Annotated in this window: 17 protein-coding genes; 8 read left to right on the forward strand and 9 right to left on the reverse strand. The window is 29.6% G+C overall.

All coding sequences use genetic code 11. From position 1 onward, the window contains the following. Positions 1–11: 11 nt before the first annotated feature. Positions 12–374, reverse strand: coding sequence for a hypothetical protein (locus tag B4H69_RS13345; protein WP_291094426.1), 363 nt, complete (start codon positions 372–374; stop codon positions 12–14). A gap of 116 nt (positions 375–490) precedes the next feature. Between B4H69_RS13345 and ffh the strand changes: the two genes are divergently transcribed. Further along, positions 491–1,852: a signal recognition particle protein gene (gene ffh, locus B4H69_RS13350; protein WP_291094428.1), complete on the forward strand. Its 1,362-nt coding sequence runs from the start codon at positions 491–493 to the stop codon at positions 1,850–1,852. A 453-nt stretch (positions 1,853–2,305) separates the two neighbouring features. On the opposite strand, the gene B4H69_RS13355 is transcribed toward ffh, so the two are convergent. Beyond that, positions 2,306–2,446, reverse strand: coding sequence for a hypothetical protein (locus B4H69_RS13355; RefSeq protein ID WP_181816309.1), 141 nt, complete (start codon positions 2,444–2,446; stop codon positions 2,306–2,308). A gap of 275 nt (positions 2,447–2,721) precedes the next feature. On the opposite strand from B4H69_RS13355, the gene B4H69_RS13360 reads away from it, so the two are divergent. Genes B4H69_RS13360 through B4H69_RS13375 form a run of 4 tightly spaced genes read left to right on the forward strand, consistent with a single transcriptional unit; the run spans position 2,722 to position 9,545 of the window. Beyond that, positions 2,722–5,421: a TonB-dependent receptor gene (locus tag B4H69_RS13360; protein WP_291094430.1), complete on the forward strand. Its 2,700-nt coding sequence runs from the start codon at positions 2,722–2,724 to the stop codon at positions 5,419–5,421. Positions 5,422–5,448: 27 nt separating this feature from the next. After that, complete coding sequence (locus tag B4H69_RS13365; RefSeq protein ID WP_180904376.1) at positions 5,449–6,777, forward strand: DUF4876 domain-containing protein; 1,329 nt, start codon at positions 5,449–5,451, stop codon at positions 6,775–6,777. Between the two features lie 13 nt (positions 6,778–6,790). Continuing rightward, positions 6,791–8,389, forward strand: a complete 1,599-nt coding sequence (locus tag B4H69_RS13370; RefSeq protein WP_180904377.1) for a DUF6850 family outer membrane beta-barrel protein — start codon at positions 6,791–6,793, stop codon at positions 8,387–8,389. A 7-nt stretch (positions 8,390–8,396) separates the two neighbouring features. Next, positions 8,397–9,545, forward strand: coding sequence for a cytochrome-c peroxidase (locus B4H69_RS13375; protein WP_180906825.1), 1,149 nt, complete (start codon positions 8,397–8,399; stop codon positions 9,543–9,545). Positions 9,546–9,602: 57 nt separating this feature from the next. On the opposite strand, the gene B4H69_RS13380 is transcribed toward B4H69_RS13375, so the two are convergent. From B4H69_RS13380 to B4H69_RS13405, 6 genes are read right to left on the reverse strand one after another with little or no spacing between them, the layout of a single operon-like run. Further along, positions 9,603–10,892, reverse strand: coding sequence for a TolC family protein (locus tag B4H69_RS13380; protein WP_180904378.1), 1,290 nt, complete (start codon positions 10,890–10,892; stop codon positions 9,603–9,605). 10 nt (positions 10,893–10,902) lie between these two features. After that, positions 10,903–13,302, reverse strand: coding sequence for an ABC transporter permease (locus tag B4H69_RS13385; protein ID WP_291094433.1), 2,400 nt, complete (start codon positions 13,300–13,302; stop codon positions 10,903–10,905). Between the two features lie 2 nt (positions 13,303–13,304). Beyond that, positions 13,305–15,725 carry an ABC transporter permease gene (locus B4H69_RS13390; protein WP_180904380.1) on the reverse strand — a complete coding sequence of 807 codons (2,421 nt, stop codon included), beginning with the start codon at positions 15,723–15,725 and terminating at the stop codon, positions 13,305–13,307. A gap of 22 nt (positions 15,726–15,747) precedes the next feature. After that, positions 15,748–16,566 (reverse strand): GIN domain-containing protein, encoded by an 819-nt coding sequence (locus B4H69_RS13395; protein ID WP_180904381.1) that lies wholly within the window; start codon positions 16,564–16,566, stop codon positions 15,748–15,750. Positions 16,567–16,577: 11 nt separating this feature from the next. Further along, complete coding sequence (locus tag B4H69_RS13400) at positions 16,578–17,288, reverse strand: ABC transporter ATP-binding protein (RefSeq protein ID WP_180904382.1); 711 nt, start codon at positions 17,286–17,288, stop codon at positions 16,578–16,580. 4 nt (positions 17,289–17,292) lie between these two features. Then, positions 17,293–18,534 (reverse strand): efflux RND transporter periplasmic adaptor subunit, encoded by a 1,242-nt coding sequence (locus B4H69_RS13405; protein WP_180904383.1) that lies wholly within the window; start codon positions 18,532–18,534, stop codon positions 17,293–17,295. A gap of 191 nt (positions 18,535–18,725) precedes the next feature. On the opposite strand from B4H69_RS13405, the gene B4H69_RS13410 reads away from it, so the two are divergent. The 3 genes from B4H69_RS13410 to B4H69_RS13420 all read left to right on the forward strand — a co-directional run bounded on the left by B4H69_RS13410 (position 18,726) and on the right by B4H69_RS13420 (position 23,905). Then, positions 18,726–20,072 (forward strand): sigma-54-dependent transcriptional regulator, encoded by a 1,347-nt coding sequence (locus B4H69_RS13410; RefSeq protein ID WP_180906826.1) that lies wholly within the window; start codon positions 18,726–18,728, stop codon positions 20,070–20,072. Next, on the forward strand, positions 20,072–21,394 hold the full coding sequence (locus B4H69_RS13415) for a sensor histidine kinase (RefSeq protein WP_180904384.1): 1,323 nt from the start codon (positions 20,072–20,074) through the stop codon (positions 21,392–21,394). The genes B4H69_RS13410 and B4H69_RS13415 overlap by 1 nt, the downstream gene beginning before the upstream one ends. 102 nt (positions 21,395–21,496) lie before the next feature. Then, positions 21,497–23,905 carry a heavy metal translocating P-type ATPase gene (locus B4H69_RS13420; protein WP_291094438.1) on the forward strand — a complete coding sequence of 803 codons (2,409 nt, stop codon included), beginning with the start codon at positions 21,497–21,499 and terminating at the stop codon, positions 23,903–23,905. A 56-nt stretch (positions 23,906–23,961) separates the two neighbouring features. On the opposite strand, the gene B4H69_RS13425 is transcribed toward B4H69_RS13420, so the two are convergent. After that, positions 23,962–24,414, reverse strand: a complete 453-nt coding sequence (locus tag B4H69_RS13425) for an RES family NAD+ phosphorylase (protein ID WP_280045604.1) — start codon at positions 24,412–24,414, stop codon at positions 23,962–23,964. Between the last annotated feature and the right edge of the window lies 1 nt (position 24,415).

The following is a 24,415-nucleotide window of genomic DNA, read 5'->3' on the forward strand; positions in this document are numbered from 1 at the left end:
TTTTTTGTGTTTTAAAGCGAATAATTAACCATTTTCGCTGTAAATTGTTGTTTTTCTAATGTAGATAGAAAGTATTTTTGTTCAGCTTCTGCTTGTTCTTTTTTCTGATAATTCTTTTCGTAACCCGTTTGAATTTCTTTTAAAGAACTAATCGTTCCATTTTTTAATAAATAATTCTGAAACTTTGTATATCTATCTGCCAGTTTGCCATAGATATCTTTGTTATCGATGCTTGCTTCATAAACATCTGTTACATAAACTTCATTATCTTGTCCATAAGCGATGGAAAAAAAATAATAAGTTTTATTATTCTTTGTTTGACTGAAAACCACCCCAGTAACAAAGAATAAAAATAGTACTAAACCTTTTTTCATTCAACCAAAATTTGAGTTGGCAATTTAAACATTATTAATCAATTGTATACCTTGTTGTGTGAATTTATATTATTCGGTATAATTTTTTTATATTTGTGTCCTAAAATTGACTCAAAATGTTTCAAAATCTTCAGGATAAATTAGATAAAGCATTACATACCTTAAAAGGAAAAGGACAAATTACAGAAATTAACGTTGCAGAAACCGTAAAAGAGGTGCGTAGAGCCCTTGTTGATGCCGATGTTAGTTATAAAGTTGCAAAAGATTTTACAAATACGGTAAAAGAAAAGGCTTTAGGTGAAAACGTAATTACGTCGCTTAATCCTGGACAATTAATGGTAAAAATTGTTCATGATGAATTAGCAAAATTAATGGGAGGTGAGGTTACTGAACTGAAAGTAGACGATAATCCGACAATTATTTTGATTGCTGGTTTACAGGGTTCTGGTAAAACAACTTTTTCTGGTAAATTAGCTAATTTCCTTAGAACTAAGAAAAACAAAAAAGTATTATTAGTTGCTGGTGACGTTTATCGTCCAGCTGCCATCAATCAGTTGCAAGTTTTAGGAGAGCAAATTGGTGTGGATGTTTATGCTGATTTAGAAAACAAAAATCCTGTAGAAATTGCTCAATCAGCGATTGCACAAGCAAAACAAAACGGAAATAATGTAATTATTGTCGATACAGCTGGTCGTTTGGCAATTGATGAACAAATGATGGATGAAATTCGTCGCGTTCACCAAACAGTTAATCCAACCGAAACTTTATTTGTTGTAGATTCTATGACAGGTCAAGATGCTGTGAATACTGCAAAAGCCTTCAATGAAGTATTGAATTATAATGGAGTTGTTTTAACAAAATTAGATGGTGATACTCGTGGTGGAGCTGCTTTAACGATTAGAACTGTTGTTGACAAGCCTATCAAATTTATTTCTACTGGTGAGAAAATGGAAGCTTTAGATGTTTTCTATCCAGAACGTATGGCTGATCGTATTTTGGGAATGGGTGACGTTGTTTCGTTAGTAGAGCGTGCTCAAGAGCAATTTGACGAAGAAGAAGCAAAACGTTTACAAAAGAAAATTGCCAAAAATAGCTTCGATTTTGATGATTTCTTAAAACAAATTCAGCAAATCAAACGTATGGGTAATATGAAAGATTTGGTTGGAATGATTCCTGGTGCTGGAAAAGCGTTGAAAGATGTAGATATTGACGACAATGCTTTTAAAGGTGTTGAAGCGATTATTCACTCAATGACGAAAAAAGAGCGTCAAAATCCAAATATTATTGATAATTCTCGTAAGAAAAGAATTGCAGCTGGTTCTGGAACATCTTTACAAGAAGTGAATCAATTATTGAAACAATTCTCTGAAATGGGTAAAATGATGAAATTTATGAATTCTGCAAATGGTAAAAAGATGATGGAAACAATGTCTAAAAATATGCCAGCAGGTGGATTCCCAGGAATGCCAAAAATGTAATAACAATTATATATAACTAAAAACCTCCAAATTATTGGAGGTTTTTTTATAGATTTTATTTTTGCTTCGTAAACGTTAAGTTTGAACCATCAACGTAGGATTGATCCAAAATCAAAGTCGTAGATGTATGAGTCGAAAGCTGTTATAAAAAGTAAGATAAAATGTTTCATACATCTATTTATTTGTTAATTATAAATTTAAATAAAAAACGTTTAACTAAACATTAAATATAAAAGTTAGTGGTATAAGGTTATTCAATTTAACATAATAAAGATTATTAACATTAATATTTCATAGAAATAATAATGTTATAATATATATTATGTTAAATAAGAAAATTAAAGAATCTCCTAGACAGATATTTTTTATAGAGTTTAGATATCCTTTTTGGAATATCCATATGTTCTAATTATTCTAGATTAAATAATCTAAAATTTGAATGTTCTTTGCTTATTATAATTTCATTGTACCGGTTACAATAAATATAGTTTTATTTGGAGCAACCTCAAAAACCCAAGAATTAACAATTTTTGAAACTTTACACTTTATATTTAATTCTTCATAAATTTCACGTTCAAGAGTTTCTTCTGGCAATTCATTTGGTTATAATCTTCCTCCAGATAATTCCCATTCATTTCGATTATTCTTTATCAATAAATATTTACCATTTATTCTGATTATCCCTTTTATAGATATACATTCTTCTTTCTCTAAAATCGATAAATTCAATCACTTTCTATTTAACATAATCTATGACCTAATAACATTGCTTCTTTTGATTAATATTTAATGTTTTATTAAAATATGATTTTTGTTCTATTGCTATTTAGATTAGTTTAAAATAAATTTGCAACACAATTTTCTTATTGATGAAAAAAGGTTTATTAGCGCTCTCACTATTGGGTACATTTAGTTTTGTAAATGCCCAACGAATTTTAACTGGTACTGTGACGGATGAAAATGGTCAAAAATTATCTAATGTTCAGGTTCAGGATCCTCAAACCAAACGATGGACACAAACAAATTCGGACGGTTTTTTTACAATAGAATTAACGAACGAGAATACTAATTTGTCTTTTTCTCAAAAAGGAAAAGAAACACAAGAAATTGTTGTAGACTCTTCAGAAAATAATGTTTCGATTGTCTTATACAATCAAACTTTACGTTTGGAACAAGTTGATATTTTCCCGAAAAAGAAAAAGGAATATTCAGAAATTACGCTTGGTAAAGAAGCAATAGAAAATGTGCAAGCGTTTTCGTTAAACGAAGTTTTGCAACAATTACCAGGACAAGTTACAATGGATTTTAACAACAACGAATTCAAAAATGTTGTTTTTAGAACTGCGATTTCTTCAAATAATTTGGGATTATCAGGAAGTTTGTCAAGTAATACAAATAGTGATCGCAAAGATTATTTTCAGAATAAAGCGTTTGGGACGTCGATTGTAGTCAATGATATTCCAATTTCAAACAATGAAAATATGCAAGCGTTTACCTCTTTAAATGGTGGTGGTTTCAATGATTTTAACAATCCAAGCTATGGTGTCGATTTGCGTCAAATTACAACGGCTAATATCGATGAAGTAAAAATTATTCAAGGAATTGCTCCTGCAAAATATGGTGATTTAACTTCAGGACTAATCATTATCAATTCTAAAGTTGGTTCAACTCCCCTACGCGCTTCTATTTCGATGTTAGATGCGACAACAGAATATAATATATCAAAAGGTTTCAAGCTTAATGATAGAAATTTCTTGAGTTTGTCGGGGAATTATTTGGCTTCTAATGAAGATGTTCGCGATAATTTGAAATCCTATAATCGTATTACAACAAATGCTGCGTGGAAATCATCGAACAAAATCAATACATTGGTTAATACTTTAGAAGGAAGTTTTGCAATCAATAATGATAAAATAAAATATGATCCAGATGATATTTCGGATCCTAAAATAAAGAATGATAAGTTCACGATTCGATTATCTAATAATCTGAAATGGAACTTGAAAAAAGATTGGATTGATGCTTTAAATGTTGACGCAAACATCAATTATGAGAAGCAAAATTCGAAAGAAGAACGTTGGAATAATGTCGCAACTGCTGCGGTCACAACTTCTACGGAAAATGGAATTTCGGATGCGATATTTTTACCAAATCAATATACATTTGTCAAAAATGTAGAAGGAATTCCGATGTCTACTTTCTTAAATATAGAAGGTGTAAAAAATTACGAATCTAAAAACAATTGGAACCATACTTTTTCTGTTGGTTTATCTTCTCGATCAAGCTCTAACAAAGGTCGCGGAACATATACGGACGAAAATACAACGCCTAATTATTATACATTAAGTGGAGCAAAAGGTGGTTTGGGTTATCGTGATTATAATTTCAAAAACACCAAAACGCAATGGCAATTGTCTGTTTATGCAGAAGATAGAATTGTGAAATTTGGCGAAAATGATAATGTTTTCAAGTTAGATTTAGGTTTTAGATTCGATAATCAATATGGAAATAACACATTTCAACCGCGTATAAATACATCTTACGCGTTCAATAAAGTGTTTAGAATTCGTGGTGGATACGGAATTGCTTCTAAAGCACCTTCGTTGAATCAACTATTTACGGGAGATCGAATTTACGATCGTTTGTTGGGAGACGGAATTTATTATGTCAATAATAAGCAATATGGCTGGATTGAAACGTTTCTTTTGGAAGGAAATAATTTAAATTTGAAACCAAGTAGATCTTACAATTCAGAAATAGGTTTTGATGTTAATTTGCCTTTCGGATCATTAAATGTAACAGGATATTATAATCAATTGAAAGATGGTATTTCAAAAGTTTATCATGCAGCAACTTTAGAAGGTTCTACAATTAGTGTGGACACGTCTACTTCTACTCCAACCTATTCTGTAACTGGAAAAGAAGCTTATCAAATTATTTATAATACTTTAGAAAATAACTTAGAATCGAAGGATAAAGGTATCGAAATGTTTATGAATTTTAACCGAATCAAACCTTTAAATTTAGATATTTCGGTGAATGGTTCGTACACAAAAACAACAAATAATAAGCCTGTTTATGAATATGAAGCTTCTACAAATGTTTTAGCAAAAGAAAAATATGCTGTCTATTATAATCCAAAATCGAATGATGAAGCTTTAATGTTTGGAACAAATTTTAATTATCATTTGAAAAAAGTTGGATTGATTTTATCTCTTCGTACAGAACACATTTTTATTCAAAATCATGATAAATACAACAATAGAAATCCAATAGGATATTTGGATGAAAATTCTGTTTATCATGCAATTCCTGTCGAAGATCAAGGAAATACAGATTTGTACGGACATTTGATTAAAGCGCCACAAAAAACATTAGCAGAATTACAAAATTCATTGCATAATTTCCATTTACGTATTTCCAAAGATTTCTTAAATGGATTCAAAGTATCTGTTTATACAACAAATGTTTTAGGCTTAAAACCTACTTATATCAACGATTCTGGTGAAAGAATTGTTTCAAAAATAGCAAAATTTTCATTGGGAGGTAAAATTGAATATACTTTCTAATTCTAAACAAGATCAAAAAAGATTATTATGTTAAAAAAATATATACTTCTCACTCCTATTTTAGCAAGTTTATTATTTAATTCTTGTTCTGATGATGATTTTGGAAATTCAGCGGTTCAACCCGTTACATTTACAACAAAGGTTACTTTTGATAGTGATTTTGATGCTTCAAAATTACCTGTAAATGCAAAAACAATTCTTAAAAATACACAAACAGGAATGACGTATGAAGCAGTTACCAACAGTAATGGTGAAGCGGTTTTTCCTCAATTAATTCCAGGAACATATTCAGTGAATGTTAGTTTTTCCTTGACTCCAACAGAGTTTGAAACTTTATTTGGATATGATGCTGGAACAGAAGATAATATTGAATTTAATGGATCTGCGCAAAATGTGAGTGTAAATTCTTCAAATATTTCAATTGCTATCGAGTTGAATTCGGCTAAAATAATTGGTGGTTTAATTTTAAAACAAATCTATTACGGAGGTTCTGATATCAAAGAAGGCGCTTTGTTTAGAGATCAATTTATTGAGATTTACAACAATTCGAATGAAGTAATTTATGCAGATGGTTTAATTTTTGCGCAATTATTTGGTGCTAATACAGTCGAATCTCAATCATATTCTCAAGCAAATGGGCAATTAGATTGGTCCAAAGGTGAAGGAAATACAAAAGGTGCTGAAGCGAATACGGGCTATGTTTATGTTTCGAATGCGGTTCGTATTCCAGGAAATGGAACGACTTATCCAGTTCAACCAGGTCAAAGTATAACAATTGCGCAAACGGCGATAAATCATAAAGGAAATTATACCGATGCAAATGGTAAAGTGATCGAAATTCTAAAACCAGAGTTAACGGTCGACTTATCAAACGCCGATTTTGAGGTAAATATGACGAGTTATTTAGGTTCTCAATATTCGTATGATATTCAAAATCCTGCTGTTCCCGATTTAGATATTGTGTGGTGGGCAAATGGAAATAAAGATTTATTATTAGACAATTTAGGTCGTCAAGCTTATATTCTTTTTAGAGCTGATGAAAATGAAATAAATGGTTTTGGTAAGGTAAAAAATCCGTCAAATAAAACAACGTATCAATATTTACAATTGCCGAATGATTTTATTTTAGATGCTGTAGAAACAACTCAAGATATGGGAACTAAATTGGTTCCTAAAAAACTACAAAATAAACAAGATGCTGGTTATGCTTATTTAACAGCGGGTTCTTATACATCAACATCCATTATTCGTAAAACTCAAAAAACAATTAATGGTCGTATAATTTTGAAGGATACAAACAATTCTACAAACGATTTTGTAAACATCAAAGCTGAACCAAAGATTTTTGCGCAATAGAAATTAAAAAAACATGAAATCAATTGATTTAACAACATACGATAACAAATTGTTGAAAATTGTTTCTTTTGCGTGTTTACTTTTCGGAAGTACATCATTTGCACAAGAAAATGATTCGATAAAAGTAACTTCTAACGAAGCTGAACAAGTTATAAAGGATTTAAATTGGCAATTACCTGTTGCGACACATTCTTTACCGATTAAAGATTATACGCATACTGGAATTTATTTCAGTCATAAAAACAATCAATTTGCGCGTAAACAAACAGCCGAAGAAACAAATCGTTATGGTTTTTTGAGCGAAGGTTTGTACACAACAGAAAATGGTTTTAGAATTTTTGGAATGATTGACCTACAGAAATTCAATGAAAAAAATTTATCATGGAATCTTTCTGACGAGCGTACAGATGAACAACAAGTGCTTTCTCCTCAATATTTCTACGTTCCGCGTGCAGCAGATTGGGATAATCAACAATATTTGATTCGTGGTGGAGTTTCGAAAAATTTTGGAAACTTAACATTAGCTGCTAAAGCCGAATTGAATGTCAACAAAATGGCGCGTAAATTAGATCCTCGTCCAGAGATTAAAAACAATCAATTGGTTGGAGAAATTCAAGTTGGTTATCAAATTTTTGATGGACATCAGATTTTTGTTTTGGGTGCATATGGTCGAAAAGATAAAGATTATAGTCTAAAGTATAAAGGTAGAAATCAAGATGTAGAAGAAAATTCGAGTACCTATTTGCGTTACATGGCAGGTTATGGTCGCGAAATTAATAACCCATTGAGAAATTCAATTAATAACGAAAAAACAATCTACGAATATTTTACACGAAATATCATTTCAAAAATCGGTGGTGGATATCAATTTAGTTCAGACAATACAAGGTTGATTTTAGGTTACAATTACCAAGAAAATCAACAGCGAATGTATGATAGCAAAACCAAAGAAGATAAGTTCTTTATCTATGTTTGGGATACCAACGAGCATTTTGCTTATGCGAATTTTATGACAAAATTTGATAACAATACAATCAATGCACGTTTAGATTTTTCGAGAAAAGATGGCGAAAATTACGATGTTTCTATTGGCGGAATGAATTATCAAAATCGCTTACAAAATCTAATTTTAGATGTTAATTTAGCAAATCGTGATCTTACAAAAATGAATTATTTTCTTGGTTTCAAAACAAGCTATAATCAGAACAAATATTATGATGCTTTAGCGATTTACGACATGAAAATTAAATCGTTGGATGTTGGTATTTATGGAAATAAAGATTTGATGTTGAAGAATAATTCGAAATTAAATGTCGGTTTAGCTTTTAATTATTATGCATTGTTGGATTCTTATTTTGATTATACAAAAATGACTGGAATCAACGAAGATACTTTTTACAACAATGTTGCGGCTTATGATTATGCGTACAATACAACCAATCATTTTGATGCTTCAACGTCCATTCGTTATATTTTACCGGTAAAAAACTACAAAACTATCGAACTATATACGCAGTTAAAAGGTATATTTGCAACAAATAAGAGCAATTTTTCCGAAATCAATACAGATAATACGTATTTAATGAATTTCGGAATTCAATTAAATTATTAGAATGAAGATGAAAAAAATGCTTCCAATCGTTGCATTTGGTGCGACTACTCTATTTTATGCGTTTAACAGTAACAAAATAATCGATCAAGGTTATACAGTTACCGAATTACGTACATTGTATAGTAGCGGAGATCAGTCAAAATGGCCAAAACCAACTGTGGACGAAAGTGTTTTGAAAGATGGTTTTGAAGATATTGGTACATTAGGCGAAGTTCCTTTTCCTAAAGATAATCCATATTCTAAAGAGAAAGCTGAGTTAGGAAAATCCTTATTTTTTGATCCTCGTTTATCAAATTCAAATCAAATTTCTTGTGCAAATTGCCACGATCCTGAGTTGAATTGGGGCGATGGTCGTCGTGTGCCTTATGGTGAAGATCGTCAATTGGGAGCGCGTAATTCGCCGAGTTTGATGAATGTTGCTTACTCAAAAGTAATGTTTTGGGATGGTCGTGCAAAAACATTGGAAGAACAAGCTGAATTTCCGATACGTGATAAAAAAGAAATGAATCATCACATTGATTTTGCAACAAAAAGAATTGCTGAAATTAATGGTTACAAAGAATTATTTAAAGCCGCTTTTGGAGACGAAAAAGTAACGAATGACCGTATTACAAAAGCGATTGCAACCTTTGAACGTACAATTTTATCTCCAAAAAATAGATTTGATAAATTTATTGCAGGAAAATCGGATGAATTAACTGATCAAGAAATTGAAGGTTTACATCTTTTCCGCACAAAAGCGCGTTGCATCAATTGTCATAATACAGCGTATTTTTCGGATAATAAATTTCATAATATTGGTTTGACATATTATGGTCGAGAATACGAAGATTTAGGTTTATACAATACAACTAAATTGGCTAAAAATGTTGGTGAATTCAAAACACCTTCATTACGAGAAGTTCCTCAAAATGCACCTTATATGCACAACGGACTTTTCCCTACAATTCGTGGCGTAATCAATATGTACAATGCCGGAATGTTTCATTTTCAACCAAATGAAAAACAGAAAAATGATTCATTATTTCCAAAAACAACAGAGTTAGTTCAGAAATTGAATTTAACTGCTTCGGAAATGGATGCGTTAGAAGCTTTTTTGATGAGTTTGAAACAGAATCAATACAAAATGCGTCCACCGCAATTACCAAATAAATAACAACTTATAAATAGCAAAACGACTCAATAAATTGAGTCGTTTTTTGTTCTGGATAGTTTAATTATCAACTAAAATTTTTAATTGATTTTGAATAAATACTTGACTCAAATTATTATTGAGTTCATTGTATTTTGATTGCAATACTTGATTTTTAGACGATTTGTAAACCGAAGCATCAACTTTATCAAACTTATATTTTGTTTCTGTAGTTTGAAAAGATTGTTCAGAAGCTTTTACAATTTCAATTAAAGATTTCGTCAAATCTTCCAATAAATTCAGTTTTTTTAATTCAAGATTGACCAAATCATTTAAACGTTTTTCTTCTTTATTTTTTTGCGCTTCATTCAATTGCAATTCAATTTTTTTCAATTCACGTTGTTGCGCTGTATTTCCTCTCGAATAAATCGGAATAGAAAGATTCAATCCAATATATTGGCTTTTGTTGTCTTTTAATTGATTTCCAAATTGAAAATTTGTATCTGCTAAACTCTTAATTTTCTGCGCATAAAAAGTTCCGTATGAATAATTTAAAAATAAACTTGGTACATATTTCCCAAATAACTGCTTATATTCTTCATTGATTTTCTTTGTATTCAACTCAAATTTTTCAATAGATGGATAAGTTGAAAAATTGAATTCATTCAGATTTATTTCATCTAATAAAGGTTGTTGTAACACCATATTTTCTGGTGAAACACTTGTAATATTCAGTAATTGAATCAATTCAGTTTTACTTATAATTTCATCATGTTTAGATTTTTCTAAATCATTTTGTTCTTGAAGAACGATAACTTGAATATCATAAAAATCACTTTTCGGACGCTTCCCTTCTTTTACTTCTTTCGAAATTCGAACAAATTGTATCTGAGAATTTTCCATTTGAGATTTCAAAACATTTTGCCATTCTTGCAAAGCCAAAACCGCCATATATTTTTCTAAAACCAACAAATCATATTGATTTTGAATTGTTTTCAATTCAAGTTTTTCTAATTCGATATCATAGTTTTGAATTGTTGTTTGATTTAATTTAGAAAAATCAAACAAATTAATTTGAGCATTAATTGATAAATTATCTGATTGAATATTAGAAGGTTCTCTTGTGTTAGTTGAAGGGTCAATTGATGAACCAAAATTATATGCATGAGAAACTGAAGCATCAATAGTTGGTAAAAATTGCGAAGCAAAAGAACGTTTTGTTTTCACTTTTTGATCAATTTTTATCGACTGAATTTTAAAATCAGGTTGATTTTCTCTCCCTAAATTCAAACAATCTTCTAACGTTAGGTTTTGCGCTTTTCCCAAAAATGAGAAAAGCACAACCATTAATAAAAAATATTTAGCATTCATAAACAGAGAATTATTCGTATTTCAGGTAATTTAAACTATTGATTCGAGTAGCAGAATAAGCTTTTATTAAAACAACAATTAAGGTTAAACTCAATAATAAAACAAAAGCAAACACATAAATCCAGATTGAGATATCAATGCGATAAGCAAAGTTTTCTAACCATTTTTGCATCAAAAAATAACTTGGTAAAATTGCAAGTGCAAAACCTATAAATGCGAAATAGATGTATTGTTTTGATAAAATTCGTAGTAAAGAAGATGTTTCTGCGCCTAAAACTTTTCGAATGGCGATTTCTTTGTATTTACGTTCGATTGTGTATGAAGAAAGTGCAAACAATCCAAATAATGCGATTGTTATCACAATAACATTCAATATCTTGAACATTTTTTCTTGTTTTGTGTAATTTTCATACGAACGTGCAAACTGTTTGTCGATAAATTCATATTCGAACGGATAATCTTGATCAACTTTGGCTTTCCAAAACTTCTCGATTGCAGCAATTGTTTCGCTTGTATTTTCTGCATCAACTTTGATATAAATTTGACTAAGATTATTTTGCAACCAATCGACTGTATTTACGTTGATAAGCATCATTGGAGGAATTTTATTTTCTGGACTACCAATATTGAAATCTTTTACAACTCCAATAATATTAAACTTATATTCGTTCCAATCAACTTGATCTCCAATTGATAAATTTCCTAATTCATTCATCGCTGTTTCGTTCAAAATGATGTTATTAACCATATCTGAAGTGATTTTTGAATTGAAATCTCTTCCGTTTTTCAGCTTAACTTTCATCATTGATAAGAAATTGTAATCAACTGGAACATTTTGAATTTGAATACTTTTATCCTGAAATCTCATTGTAGAAGAATTCATTGCATTATTTCCAAACTTAAATGCTGTAGCATTTACATTTTTCACTCCTTTTATCTTCAATAAATCTTGTTTGATTACTTTATAAAAATCTAAACGTTTTTCTCCTAAATCATATCTTCTCAACGTAAGATTTATAATTTGATCACCAGAAAAACCAAGATCTTTTTTACTCATATAATTTACTTGTTCTGTCACTAAACTTCCAGCAACAATAAAGAAAGTAGCAATTGTAAACTGAATAATTAACATCAAATTTCTAATCCAAATTCCATTTTTGCTTCTTGAGAAATTCCCTTTCAAAACATTCAATTCTTTAAAATTTGAAACATAAATCGCAGGAAAAATACCGGCAAAAAGAATAACGATTAAAAAAATTAAAACTAGATAAGGAACAAATTCAATGAGATTAATTGATAAATTTTTATTAATCAATATATTATAACTTGACAATCCTATTTCTACCAATGTAAGTGCTAAAAGAACAGAAAAAAACGTTGTAATCGCAGTTTCGAACAAAAATTGCCAAATGACATTTTGCTTTGAAGCTCCTAAAACTTTTCGGATTCCAACCTCTTTCGCGCGACGAATAGTTTGTGCTATCGAAAGATTGATGTAATTGATAATTGAAAGCAATAAAATTAGAATTGACAAACCCAGATTAATTTTCAGGAAATTAAGATTTCCTTTGTCTTCTGGAAATCCTGTCACTTCTGCTTTCAAACGACTATCTGTTATTGGTTGTAAATATCCTTTCGTTAACCCCGATGTTTTAATGTATTCATCGACAGAAATTCCTCTTAATTTAGCATATCTCTGTACAATATTTTCATAATAAATCTTATTAATAGATTTTTCTACAACTTCTTTATCATTAGGATTTTTTAATTTAATCAATAAAGCATAGGTAAAATTATTCCAATCATCAATATTGAGATTTGGTGAAGAAATTACATATTTAGGTAAAAACCCTGAATTATTTTTCAATTGATAAACACCATAAATGGTTAAAATTTCTCCATTAAGATTTTTGATTTGTTTATTGATAGGATTTTCATTTCCAAAAATTCGTTTTGCTTCTTGCTCTTCAATCGCAACTGCATTTCTATTATTCTTGAATTGTTCTTTATTTCCTTGGACAAAATCAAATGGAAAAAAATCGAAGAAATTATTCCCTGTGATTGCAATTTTATTTAATAATTCTTTCTTCTGATTAATGATATAAAGTTCTGATGAATAACCAGGTTGATAGAACAAAGTTTCTTCAATTTTATCCGATTTTTCTTTTACCAACTCCGCCATTGGACCAGTTGTAGAAGCTATTTGTAAGTCAGGTTTTAAAAATGTGATTAATTCAAAAATTCTATCTTTTTCAGGATTCCATTGATCGTAACTCGTTTCATCTTTCCAATACAAGGTCGAAAAAATGACACCAGCAATTCCGATTGCCAAGCCAAGAATCGTAAGAAATGTAAATCCTTTGTTCTTGATTGTATTTCTAAAATATATTTTAAGCCAATTATTAAGCATATTTATTCGTATTTCAGATAATTTAAACTATTGATTCGAGTAGCAGAATAAGCTTTTATTAAAACAACAATTAAGGTTAAACTCAATAATAAAATGAAAGCAAATACATAAATCCAGATTGAAATATCAATGCGATAAGCAAAGTTTTCTAACCATTTTTGCATCAGAAAATAACTTGGTAAAATCGCAAGAGCAAAACCTATGAATGCGAAATAGATATATTGTTTGGATAAAATTCGTAGTAAAGAAGACGTTTCTGCGCCTAAAACTTTACGAATGGCTATTTCTTTGTATTTACGTTCGATTGTGTATGACGAAAGCGCAAACAATCCAAATAATGCGATTGTTATCACAATAACATTTAAGATCTTGAACATCTTTTCTTGTTTTGTGTAATTTTCATACGAACGCGCAAACTGTTTGTCTACAAATTCATATTCGAAAGGATAATCTTGATCAACTTTAGCTTTCCAAAACTTCTCGATATTATCTATGGTCTGTTTTGTATTATCAGTATCTACCTTAACCAAAACATCTTGTAAATTGTACGATAACCAATCAACAACTTTAAAATGGAAAAACATCATTGGTCGTATTTTATTTTGCGGTTCTCCTAAATTGAAATCTTTTGTTACACCAATAAGCTTCAATTTTTGTCCATTCCATTCAAATTCATCATTCAGTTTCAACGTTTCTCCAAAATATTTTTTCGCGGTTTCATTTATTAATACATTCGAAATTGTATCGGACGAAATCATTGGATTTAAATCTCTTCCTTCTTTCAATTGAATTTTCATCATATCCAAAAAACCAAAATCAATTCCCATATTATCTGTCACCAATTGTTTTTCTTTTACTCGAAAACTTGTATTAGACATAGCTCCAAGAGAACCAAACTTGAATGCAGTAGCATTTACAGCTTGTACACCTTTAATTTTTAGTAAATCTTGTTTGAAACTGTTATAAAAATCAAACTTTTTATCAGCTAAATCTTGTCTTTTAAATGGAATACTGATTACTTGATTACCTGAGAAACCTAAATCTTTTTTTGAAATGTAATTCATTTGTTGAATAACAAGAGTTCCTGCTACAATAAAGAATGTAGCAATTGAAAATTGTAAAATCAACATTCCATTTCGTAACCAAATTCCATTTTTACTTCTTGAAAAATTACCTTTTAAAACGTTCAGTTCTTTAAAATTTGAAACATAAATAGCAGGAAAAATTCCAGCAATAACAACTACGATTACAAAAATTACAATCAAATATGGAATAAACGAAGTAATATACAATTCTAAATTTTTATCAATTAATTGATTATATGTAGGCAAAAAAACTTCAACAAAAGCTAATGCAACAATAAATGACAAAACTGTAGTTATTGTAGTTTCTATGATAAATTGTAAAACAATATTTCTTTTTGTAGCACCAACAACTTTTCTTATTCCAACTTCTTTCGCTCTTCTAATTGCTTGTGCAGTCGAAAGATTTATATAATTGATAATCGATAAGATTAAGATTAAATAAGATAACCCTAAATTGATTTGTAAGAATAGTTTGTTTCCCATTCCTTCTGGTAATCGAGAAAATTTTGCATTTAATCTTGAGTCGTTTAATGATTGAAACTTTACTGTTACTGGTTCATAAATCTTTACAAATTCTTTTACAGGTATCCCTTCGTTTTTTGCATTTTTTAAAGTATTATTTTCATAAAAAAGTTGTGTTCCTAATTTTTCAACTTCTTCTTTATCAGCAGTATTTTTTAATTTGATAAATAATCCAGAACCATAATTACCCCATTGATCTTTTGTGTCTTCTAAACGCGTATAGATATTTGAAATAACCATTTTAGGTTGAAAACTAGTATACTTGTTTGTTTTAAAAACTCCATAAATAGGCATTTTTCTACCATCAAAAGTTGTCAAAGTTTTTCCAACAGGATTTTCAGTACCAAAAATTTTAGCTGCTTCTTTTTCTTCTAATGCAACACCATATCTATTTTTTCGAAAATCATCTACACTTCCTTTTACAAACTTGAATGGAATAAAATCAAAAAAATTCTGATCTGTACTAGTAATTCCAGTAACATAAACTTTTTTATTATCTACGTAAAAAGTTTCTTGTCCATACCAACCTTCAAACCAGCAATAACTTTCTATCTTATCTGATTTTTCTTTTAAGTAACGAGGCAAAGGTTCAACACTTGTAGGCCAAGTTTCACCACCTTTTTGAAATACAGTTAATGTTTCAAATACGCGATCAATATTTGGATTCCATTTATCGTAACTCGTTTCATCTTTCCAATATAAAGTCGAAAAAATAACACCAGCAATTCCGATAGCTAAACCAAGAATTGTAAGAAATGTAAACCCTTTGTTCTTGATCGTATTTCTTAAATATATTTTAAACCAATTTTTTAGCATCGATTATATTATTTTTTTCGAATTAATAAGAATCACCATTTTCATTCAAAACTTTAGAAAGCTTATCACGCTGAATTGTTATATCAGTTGGTAAACCTTTTATCGTAATTTTACTAGCCGTATTTGCATCTACTAAAAGTTTTTCTGAAACCCAACTTGTAATTGAAGAAGCATTATTTGCTATCAAATTTGCTCTTGTTGCATTCAGTTTTTTCAAGTCTGAAATGGATCCACTTGTCGCCTTTATATCTAATTGTTTAGTTTCTCCTTTTAAAGAAACTATTGCTCCATTTGAGATATTAATCGTTGTATTTTCTGAATTGATTTTTGATTCCCAAATAGATCCAGAACTCATTTTAGAAGTTATAGTTTTAGAGGTGATATTTCCATTCAATTGAGCACCAGACGACAAATCAATCTCTAAATGATCGGTTTTTAGAGATTTAAAAACGATTTGTGCTCCTGAAGTTTCTTTAATTCTCAATACATTTGATTTAAAATTATCTTCAAACGAAATTTTTGAGCCAGAAGTCATCGAAATCTTTTCTAAAGCTATACCATAAACACTTATATCAATCTTTGAAATTGTAACATTTGGTTGGTTTTTAGTATCTATATAAACTTCTAAAACATTATTTTTTGTACTTGTAATAATGTAATTTAAATTTTCTTTTTTATCTGTCTCGACAATTACTTTTGGAGAATCTGAGTTATAATAATTGATATTTACGCCTGATTTACCTATAATTTCGTTAAAATTTTCAATATTTCTTGATTCTGTAACTTGAGCATTCAATAAGATTGTTGTCAAATTGAACAATAGAAGAATATAATTTTTCATGGTTTGTCAATTTAAATTTTAGTTTTCTCAAAAACATTTACATTTTTCTGATTCATTTTTTCAGAAAGAATTTCACCATCTTTCATGGTAATAATTTTATCAGAATAAGCCGCGTCATGAGCTGAATGCGTTACCATCAAAATTGTAGAACCTTGCGCATGTAAATCGGTCAAAAGCTCCATCACTTCATTTCCATTGATACTATCCAAATTTCCTGTTGGTTCATCAGCCAAAATTATTTTAGGATTAATCACCAAGGCTCTTGCAACTGCAACACGTTGTTGTTGACCACCAGAAAGTTGCTGTGGATAATGTTGTAAACGATGAACAATATTTAATTTTTCTGCAATTTCTTGTACTCGTTTTTTTCGTTCTGAGCTCGAAACTTTAGAATAAATCAAAGGCAATTCGATGTTATCATAAACTGATAATTCATCAATTAAGTTGAAATTTTGGAAAATAAATCCTATATTTTCTTTTCTAACTTGAGAACGTTTCGATTCGTTTGCATTAGACATTTCAAGATTATTCAACGCATAACTTCCTCCATTGAAAGAATCCAATAATCCAATAATATTCAATAATGTAGATTTTCCACAACCCGAAGGTCCCATGATGGAAATAAATTCTCCAGAATTGATTGTTAAATTAATCCCATTCAAAGCTTTTGTTTGAACATCTTCTGTAATAAATATTTTTGATAAGTTTTCTATTTTAATCATGATGTTATTTTTTTATTGTTAATTCTTGTACTTCTTTATAATCTTCGTAATTCGAAATAATTACTTTTTCATTTGTTTTTAATCCTGAAATCACTTCGTAAACACTCGGATTTTCTCTACCTAATTCAATTTTTCTACGTATTGCTTTATCGTTATTGATAACAAAAATCCACTTCCCTTGTGTCGTTGTATAAAAGGATCCTTTCGGAATAACTAATTTCTTTTCTTTTTCGGATAAAATCAACTTTACTCCTACGGATAAACCTTCTTGTAAATTTTCAGGAATTTTATCAATAAATTCTAATTCTGTTTTAAATTTTCCACTTTTTATTTCTGGAGAAATCTTAGTCACTTTTACTTTTATGATTTTTCCTTTAATTTCGATTTGTCCATATTGATTTTCCTGTATTCGATCCAAATAATATTCATCTACCATTGCAACTAATTTATATCCGCTTAGAATATCCACTTTTCCAATACTTTTTCCTGCTTCTATTGATTGTCCTAATGTCGCTTCAAAAGAGCTTAAACGACCAGTTTCAGGCGCTAGAACCAAAAAATTTTGTTTGTTTTTTCGAAGTGTTACCAAACTTTTTTGCATGATAGATAAAGCTTCATTAATTTGTTTTAATTGAATCGAATTTGATTCACGTTCCTTAACCAAACTTTTCTGAATAATTGCTTTTCGTTCTTGCTGGTAGCGCATTTTTTCCTTTGTATTTTCCCATTCATTTTTCGCTAACACTTCCCTATCATACAGTTTTTGGTTCAATTCATAATCTAATTTTGATTGATTAAAATCGTGTTCAATTCCTACAAAATCCTTTGATAGATCCAATTCTTGATTCCGAATAGATAATTTTGCAACATTTAATTGATTCATTTGCTCGATAATTGCCGTTTCTTGTGTCAAAAAATTAAGTTCCGTATTCGGATTGTATAATCGTGCAATTGGCAAACCTTTTGTGACCATTTCTCCATTTTCTACAAATATTTCTTGAACAGAACCACCTTCTATCACATTGATAAAGATTGAATTAATTGGTTCTATTTGTGCCTGAAAAACAACAAAATCTTCAAAATAATCTTCAGAAACGTCTTTTATCATCAATTCATTTGCACTTACAGTTAAAGTTCGCGGTGGATTCATCAAATAAAAACTCGAACCACCTAAAATAATGGTCGTTGCAGCAATTATTCCGAGGCGTTTATATTTTTTATTTTTTTGATTGATTTTCGTATCCATTATTTATTAAATTTACCAAACAGCCGTTTATTTATGGTTATTTTACTAATTATCAATACGTAATAAATGTGCCTAAAATTTATAATTTCTTAAAGCGTTGAAATCAATTCTTTTAAAAAATTATATAAAAAATAGACTGTCCGAAAGCGAACACTTATTTGTTCAGAAACGGACACATGACAAAACTGAATATGAAGAAAACTTTAGCCACTATACTGATTTTAGACGATCAAGAAGAAATATTAATTGCAAGTCGTCTACTTTTGAAACGTCAATTCGAAACTATTATCACTTGTTCTGATCCTAAAAAGATTCCACAAATCTTGGTAGAAAATGAAATTGATGTTGTTTTAATGGACATGAATTTTAGAACAGGTTATGAAGATGGAAAAGAAGGAATTTTTTGGCTGAAAGAGATTCAACATGCGCAACCAAAAACGAAAGTAATTTTGATGACTTCCTATGGAAGTGTAGAAACTGCAGTTGAAGGTTTAAAATTGGGTGCGATTGATTATATTTTAAAACCTTGGGATAATGATAAGTTGGTTGATCTTATAAAAGAAGAGATAAAACAGCGTAGAAAATCGAAGCAAATAAAAGAATCGAAAGAAAATAAGTTTTTTTATGGAAATTCTCCGAGTATCGAAAAAGTGTATAAAATCACCAATAAAATTGCAAAAACTGATGCAACAATCTTAATTTTAGGTGAAAATGGAACAGGTAAATCAATTTTGGCAAAATCAATTCACGAAAATTCTACTCGAAATAATGAAAAATTTATTCATGTTGATTTAGGTTCTTTGAATGAGAATTTATTTGAAAGTGAGTTGTTTGGATATAAAAAAGGTGCGTTTACCGATGCGAAAGAAGATACAATTGGTCGATTTGAAGCTGCAAATAATGGAACGATTTTTTTAGATGAAATTGGAAATTTACCAAATCATTTGCAAGCAAAACTTTTGCAAGTCATTCAGAATAAAGAAATTATTCGTTTGGGAGAAAGTTCACCAAGAAAAGTTGATGTTCGTATAATTGTTGCTACGAATGTGAATCTTGAAAATTCAGTAAAAGAAGGTCATTTTAGAGAAGATTTATATTATCGAATCAATACAATTTCGGTTACAATGCCGAATCTTAGTGAACGAAAAGAAGATATTAAACCTTTGATTGATTATTTTTTAGAACTTTATGCTGATAAATATGAGGTCGAAAAACCAGTTATTAATGAACAAATTTTGTATCAATTAGAAAACTACGATTGGAACGGAAACATTCGAGAATTGCAAAATAGAATTGAACGTGCGGTTATTTTGGCTGAAGAAAATGAAATTACGATTGAAAATTTAGGTTTCACAACATTTATTCCTCAAAAAATTACAGATAATTCAAATAATTTGAACGAAATAGAGCGAAATAAAATTGTAGAACGTTTACATTTTTTTGAAGGAAATATTAGTAAAACAGCCGAAAATTTAGGTGTTTCTCGTGCTGCTTTATATCGAAAATTAGAAAAATATAACATTACGAATTATAAATAATGAAACGCAATTCTCTTATTTTTCAGTTAGTATTCAGAATACTTTTTTTAGCATTTGTTTTGTTTATGTTGGCTTTTATTGGAATCAAAAATTATTGGTTTTCATTTACATTTGTATGTATTATTACAATTGTTTCGATTACGGAAATAATTCATTTTTCTAAAAATTATCTTTCTAAAAATCAGAAAATTATAGATGCTTTATTGTACAATGACTTTAGCTTAAATATTAATCAAAATCAATATAAAAAAGACAATTCTGCATTAAAATTATATCATAAAATTAAAGAAGAACACGTTTTAAATTCGTCTAAAGAAATCATTTATCATCAATTATTGAATGCCGTTCCGTTTGGTTTTTTGATTCTTAAAAAAGAAGAAAATGATCGAAAAATTATATTTATCAATCATCATTTTCAACTAATATTTAGCGTTCCAAAATCAAGTTCGTGGAATTATCTAAAAAAATTGATTCCACAGTTTTGTGAAACTTTAGAAAATAAAGAATTTGATGATTTTAAAAGTACAATTGACATACAAATTAATGATGAAGAGCGACAAACTTATCTGATTCAGAACACAAAAACGTTGATTGCGCATGATGAATATGCGATTATTTTTATCGATTCGATTCAACGTGTGATTGATTCCACTGAAAAAGAGGCTTGGATGAATATTATGAAAGTCATTGCGCATGAAATTATCAATTCTTTGACGCCGATTTATTCATTAGCAAATACCACAAAAACTTATTTTGAAACTGACAATTTAGATAAGAATGATTATGATGATATTCGTTTGAGTTTAGACACAATTATGAATAGAAGTCAGCATTTACAGACATTTGTAGAGCAATATCGCCAATTGACCATGTTACCAAACCCTGTTAAATCAACTCAAAATTTATATGAAATTGTCCAAGGAATTGAACAATCTTTTTCGGCTGAATTTCATCAAAAAAATATTGTTTTTCAGAATTTAATTCCACAAAATATTGAAGTTGAAATTGATCGTATCTTATTTGAACAAGTTTTGATTAACTTAATCAAAAATGCGATTTATTCATTAGAAAATGTAGAAACTAAATCTATTGAAATTTCATCGAAACAAACTGATAATCGATTGCAAATTATTATTCAAGATTCTGGACAATTGATTGATGAAGAAATCATTTCCAAAATATTTTTACCTTTTTATACAACTCGAAAAGATGGTGCAGGAATTGGCTTAACACTTTCCAAAAACATTATAGAAGCGCACAAAGGTTATTTGTATTATCAACAAAATGATGGTGTAAAACGTTTTAATATAATTTTAAAGTAACTGAAGAAGCTGAACAATTGGTAAAAAGTGTAACTTTAACTTCTAATTATATAATACTTTCTCGCCATAATCTTTGGAAATTTGTCCTAGAAAATTACTGTTATGAATGCACAAACACTTACTATACCGATTATCAATTTGAATTCAGAAAAAGATGTTGAACTCATCAATAAATTACTTTCTGAAATAGAAAATCTTGATGAATATACTGTGAATTTAGATGCTAAAACGATTAACGTTTCGGCAAAAAAATTATGGAAAGTTTCCCCTAAAATCTATGAAACTTTAAAGCAAAATAACTTCAAAATAGATTCTGTCGAANNGGAAAAATCTTATCCCGTTCTCAATATGACGTGTGCTTCGTGTGCGAGTAGTTCTCAAGCGAATCTTAATCGTCAATTGGGTGTCGTAAATGCAGAAGTGAATTATGGAAATGGAATGGGAAAAATCGAGTATATTCCTACTCTTGTTTCTCCAGAAAATTTGAAAAATGCTTTAGTAGAAGTTGGATATGATTTGGTGATTGATGAGTCTAAAAATCAAGATGAAGAAATAGAACAACTTCACGAAGAAAAATACAAAACGCTGAAAAATAGAGTAATTTGGGCTTTAATTTTTGGAGTTCCTTTATTTATTGTTGGAATGTTTTTTATGGATATGCCTTACGGAAATTACATTATGTGGGCATTTTCTACGCCAATTCTTTTCATTTTTGGACAACAATTTTTCGTAGGTGCTTGGAAACAATTGAAAAATAAATCGGCTAATATGGACACTTTAGTCGCGCTAAGCACTAGTGTTGCTTATATTTTTAGTGTTTTCAATACATTATTTCCAGAATATTGGCACAGCAAAGGTTTGCACGCGCATCCTTATTTTGAAGCTGCTGGTTTAATCATCGTTTTTATCTTGATTGGTAAATTGATGGAAGAACGTGCGAAAGGAAATACTTCCGAAGCGATCAAGAAATTAATCGGATTACAACCTAATACTGTATTAGTTGTAATAGATGGAAATCAGGTTGAAGTGAAAATTGAAGATGTACAAATTGGTGATTTGATTGTTGCAAAACCTGGAGATAAAATTGCGGTTGATGGAATTATTGTTTCGGGAGAATCTTTTATCGATGAAAGTTCATTGACAGGAGAACCAATTCCAGTCGAAAAAGGAATTGATGCGAATGTTTTTTCAGGAACTTTAAACCAAAACTCTCCTATTCAATATAAAGCCTTGAAAGTAGGGAATGATACACTTTTGGCTCAAATTATTCAATCGGTTAAAAATGCACAAGGAAGTAAAGCGCCAGTTCAACAATTGGTAGACAAAATTGCAGGTGTTTTTGTCCCGATTGTAATTATTATTGCAATTCTAACGTTCATTACTTGGTTAGTTGTAGGTCAAGAAAATGCTTTTACAATGGCGCTTTTATCGATGATTACCGTTTTGGTTATTGCTTGTCCTTGTGCGCTTGGTTTAGCAACCCCAACTGCAATTATGGTTGGAATGGGAAAAGGTGCTGAACAAGGAATTTTGATCAAAAATGCCGAAAGTTTAGAATTAGCAAAGAAAATTGATACAATTATTTTAGATAAAACAGGAACAATTACCGAAGGAAAACCGAAAGTTCAAGAATTGATTTGGTTTGATGATTCTGCTAAAAATGTGCTTTATATAATCGAAAATAATTCGCAACATCCTTTGGCAAAAGCGATTACAGAACATATTGGAAAACAAGATATTTTACCTGAACTAAAAATTGAAGATATATCTGGAAAAGGATTGAAAGCTAATATTTTAAATGACACTTATTATGTTGGAAAAACAAGTTGGATTACTGAATTAAATATTCAAATTGATGAAAATGTAAAACAAGCTATTCAAGATTTTGCGACTAAAAATTATACCACTTCTTTCTTTGGAAATGATGAAAAAGTTTTGGGATTAATTGGAATTTCTGATGAAATAAAAACAACATCTGTTGAAGCTATTAAAGCTTTTCATGAAAAAGGAATTGAAGTTTGGATGGTAACTGGTGACAACGAATTCTCGGCAAATGCGATTGCTAAACAAGTCGGAATTGATCAAGTTGTCGCAAATGCTTTGCCAAATGATAAAATGAATATTATCAAAGATTTGCAACAAAAAGGAAAAGTTGTCGCAATGGTTGGTGATGGAATTAATGATAGTGCAGCGTTGGCTCAGGCAGATGTTTCGATTGCAATGGGTAATGGTTCTGATATTGCGATTGATGTGGCAGAAGTTACGTTGATTGGAGGAGATTTGACAAAAATCGATCATGCGATCAATCTTTCAACGCAGACTGTCAAAACAATTCATCAAAATTTATTTTGGGCATTTATTTACAATGTAATCGGAATTCCAATTGCTGCTGGAGTCCTTTATCCAATTAATGGATTTTTGTTAGATCCTATGATTGCTGGTGCTGCAATGGCTTTGAGTAGTGTAAGTGTTGTAACAAATAGTTTATTGTTAAAGTATAAAAAGATTTAATAATCTCTAAAATATTCATAAAAAAATCGACTAAATATTTAGTCGATTTTTTTGTTTTATAATAAACGATCATCCCAATTATAATCTTCTAATTCTTTGATTTTAACCTTTGAAGAAAAATCAGGATGTTTTGTATTTATTAAATAATTATACTCTTTTGGAATAATTGACGATGGAACTTTCATAACCAAATATTTAAAATCTTGATACCAAACAGAACCAATTTCTTGTAACTCGGGATAAGCCTCTACAGATTGCCAATTTTTAGGTAATTTAGACTTCTTAATTTCATAAATCTCATCTTCTTCGCAGTCAATTTCTATCACTAATAATTTGTACGAATTATCAATGCTAATAGAACTTCGATGCACCACCAATTCTAAGGTTGAGAGCGCACGAGAACTTCCTGTGTAAATAACAAATTCATCATTTTTATTCCATCTGTTGGCAACTCCAGAAGCTTGTAATGATTTTGAATATCTCGCTTTACGAATATTGAAAACTAACATT

The sequence above is a fragment of the Empedobacter sp. UBA6745 genome (assembly GCF_002453775.1).
Classification (GTDB): Bacteria; Bacteroidota; Bacteroidia; order Flavobacteriales; family Weeksellaceae; genus Empedobacter; species Empedobacter falsenii_C.

What these genes read in the sequence shown, in the direction of transcription:
- B4H69_RS13390 (WP_180904380.1), bottom strand. Translation starts at nt 15,725, where the DNA reads ATGCTAAAAAATTGGTTTAAAATATATTTAAGAAATACGATCAAGAAC.
- B4H69_RS13345 (WP_291094426.1), bottom strand. Translation starts at nt 374, where the DNA reads ATGAAAAAAGGTTTAGTACTATTTTTATTCTTTGTTACTGGGGTGGTT.
- B4H69_RS13395 (WP_180904381.1), bottom strand. Translation starts at nt 16,566, where the DNA reads ATGAAAAATTATATTCTTCTATTGTTCAATTTGACAACAATCTTATTG.
- B4H69_RS13410 (WP_180906826.1), top strand. Translation starts at nt 18,726, where the DNA reads ATGAAGAAAACTTTAGCCACTATACTGATTTTAGACGATCAAGAAGAA.
- B4H69_RS13425 (WP_280045604.1), bottom strand. Translation starts at nt 24,414, where the DNA reads ATGTTAGTTTTCAATATTCGTAAAGCGAGATATTCAAAATCATTACAA.
- B4H69_RS13400 (WP_180904382.1), bottom strand. Translation starts at nt 17,288, where the DNA reads ATGATTAAAATAGAAAACTTATCAAAAATATTTATTACAGAAGATGTT.
- B4H69_RS13375 (WP_180906825.1), top strand. Translation starts at nt 8,397, where the DNA reads ATGAAAAAAATGCTTCCAATCGTTGCATTTGGTGCGACTACTCTATTT.
- B4H69_RS13405 (WP_180904383.1), bottom strand. Translation starts at nt 18,534, where the DNA reads ATGGATACGAAAATCAATCAAAAAAATAAAAAATATAAACGCCTCGGA.
- ffh (WP_291094428.1), top strand. Translation starts at nt 491, where the DNA reads ATGTTTCAAAATCTTCAGGATAAATTAGATAAAGCATTACATACCTTA.
- B4H69_RS13365 (WP_180904376.1), top strand. Translation starts at nt 5,449, where the DNA reads ATGTTAAAAAAATATATACTTCTCACTCCTATTTTAGCAAGTTTATTA.
- B4H69_RS13385 (WP_291094433.1), bottom strand. Translation starts at nt 13,302, where the DNA reads ATGCTTAATAATTGGCTTAAAATATATTTTAGAAATACAATCAAGAAC.
- B4H69_RS13360 (WP_291094430.1), top strand. Translation starts at nt 2,722, where the DNA reads ATGAAAAAAGGTTTATTAGCGCTCTCACTATTGGGTACATTTAGTTTT.
- B4H69_RS13415 (WP_180904384.1), top strand. Translation starts at nt 20,072, where the DNA reads ATGAAACGCAATTCTCTTATTTTTCAGTTAGTATTCAGAATACTTTTT.
- B4H69_RS13370 (WP_180904377.1), top strand. Translation starts at nt 6,791, where the DNA reads ATGAAATCAATTGATTTAACAACATACGATAACAAATTGTTGAAAATT.
- B4H69_RS13380 (WP_180904378.1), bottom strand. Translation starts at nt 10,892, where the DNA reads ATGAATGCTAAATATTTTTTATTAATGGTTGTGCTTTTCTCATTTTTG.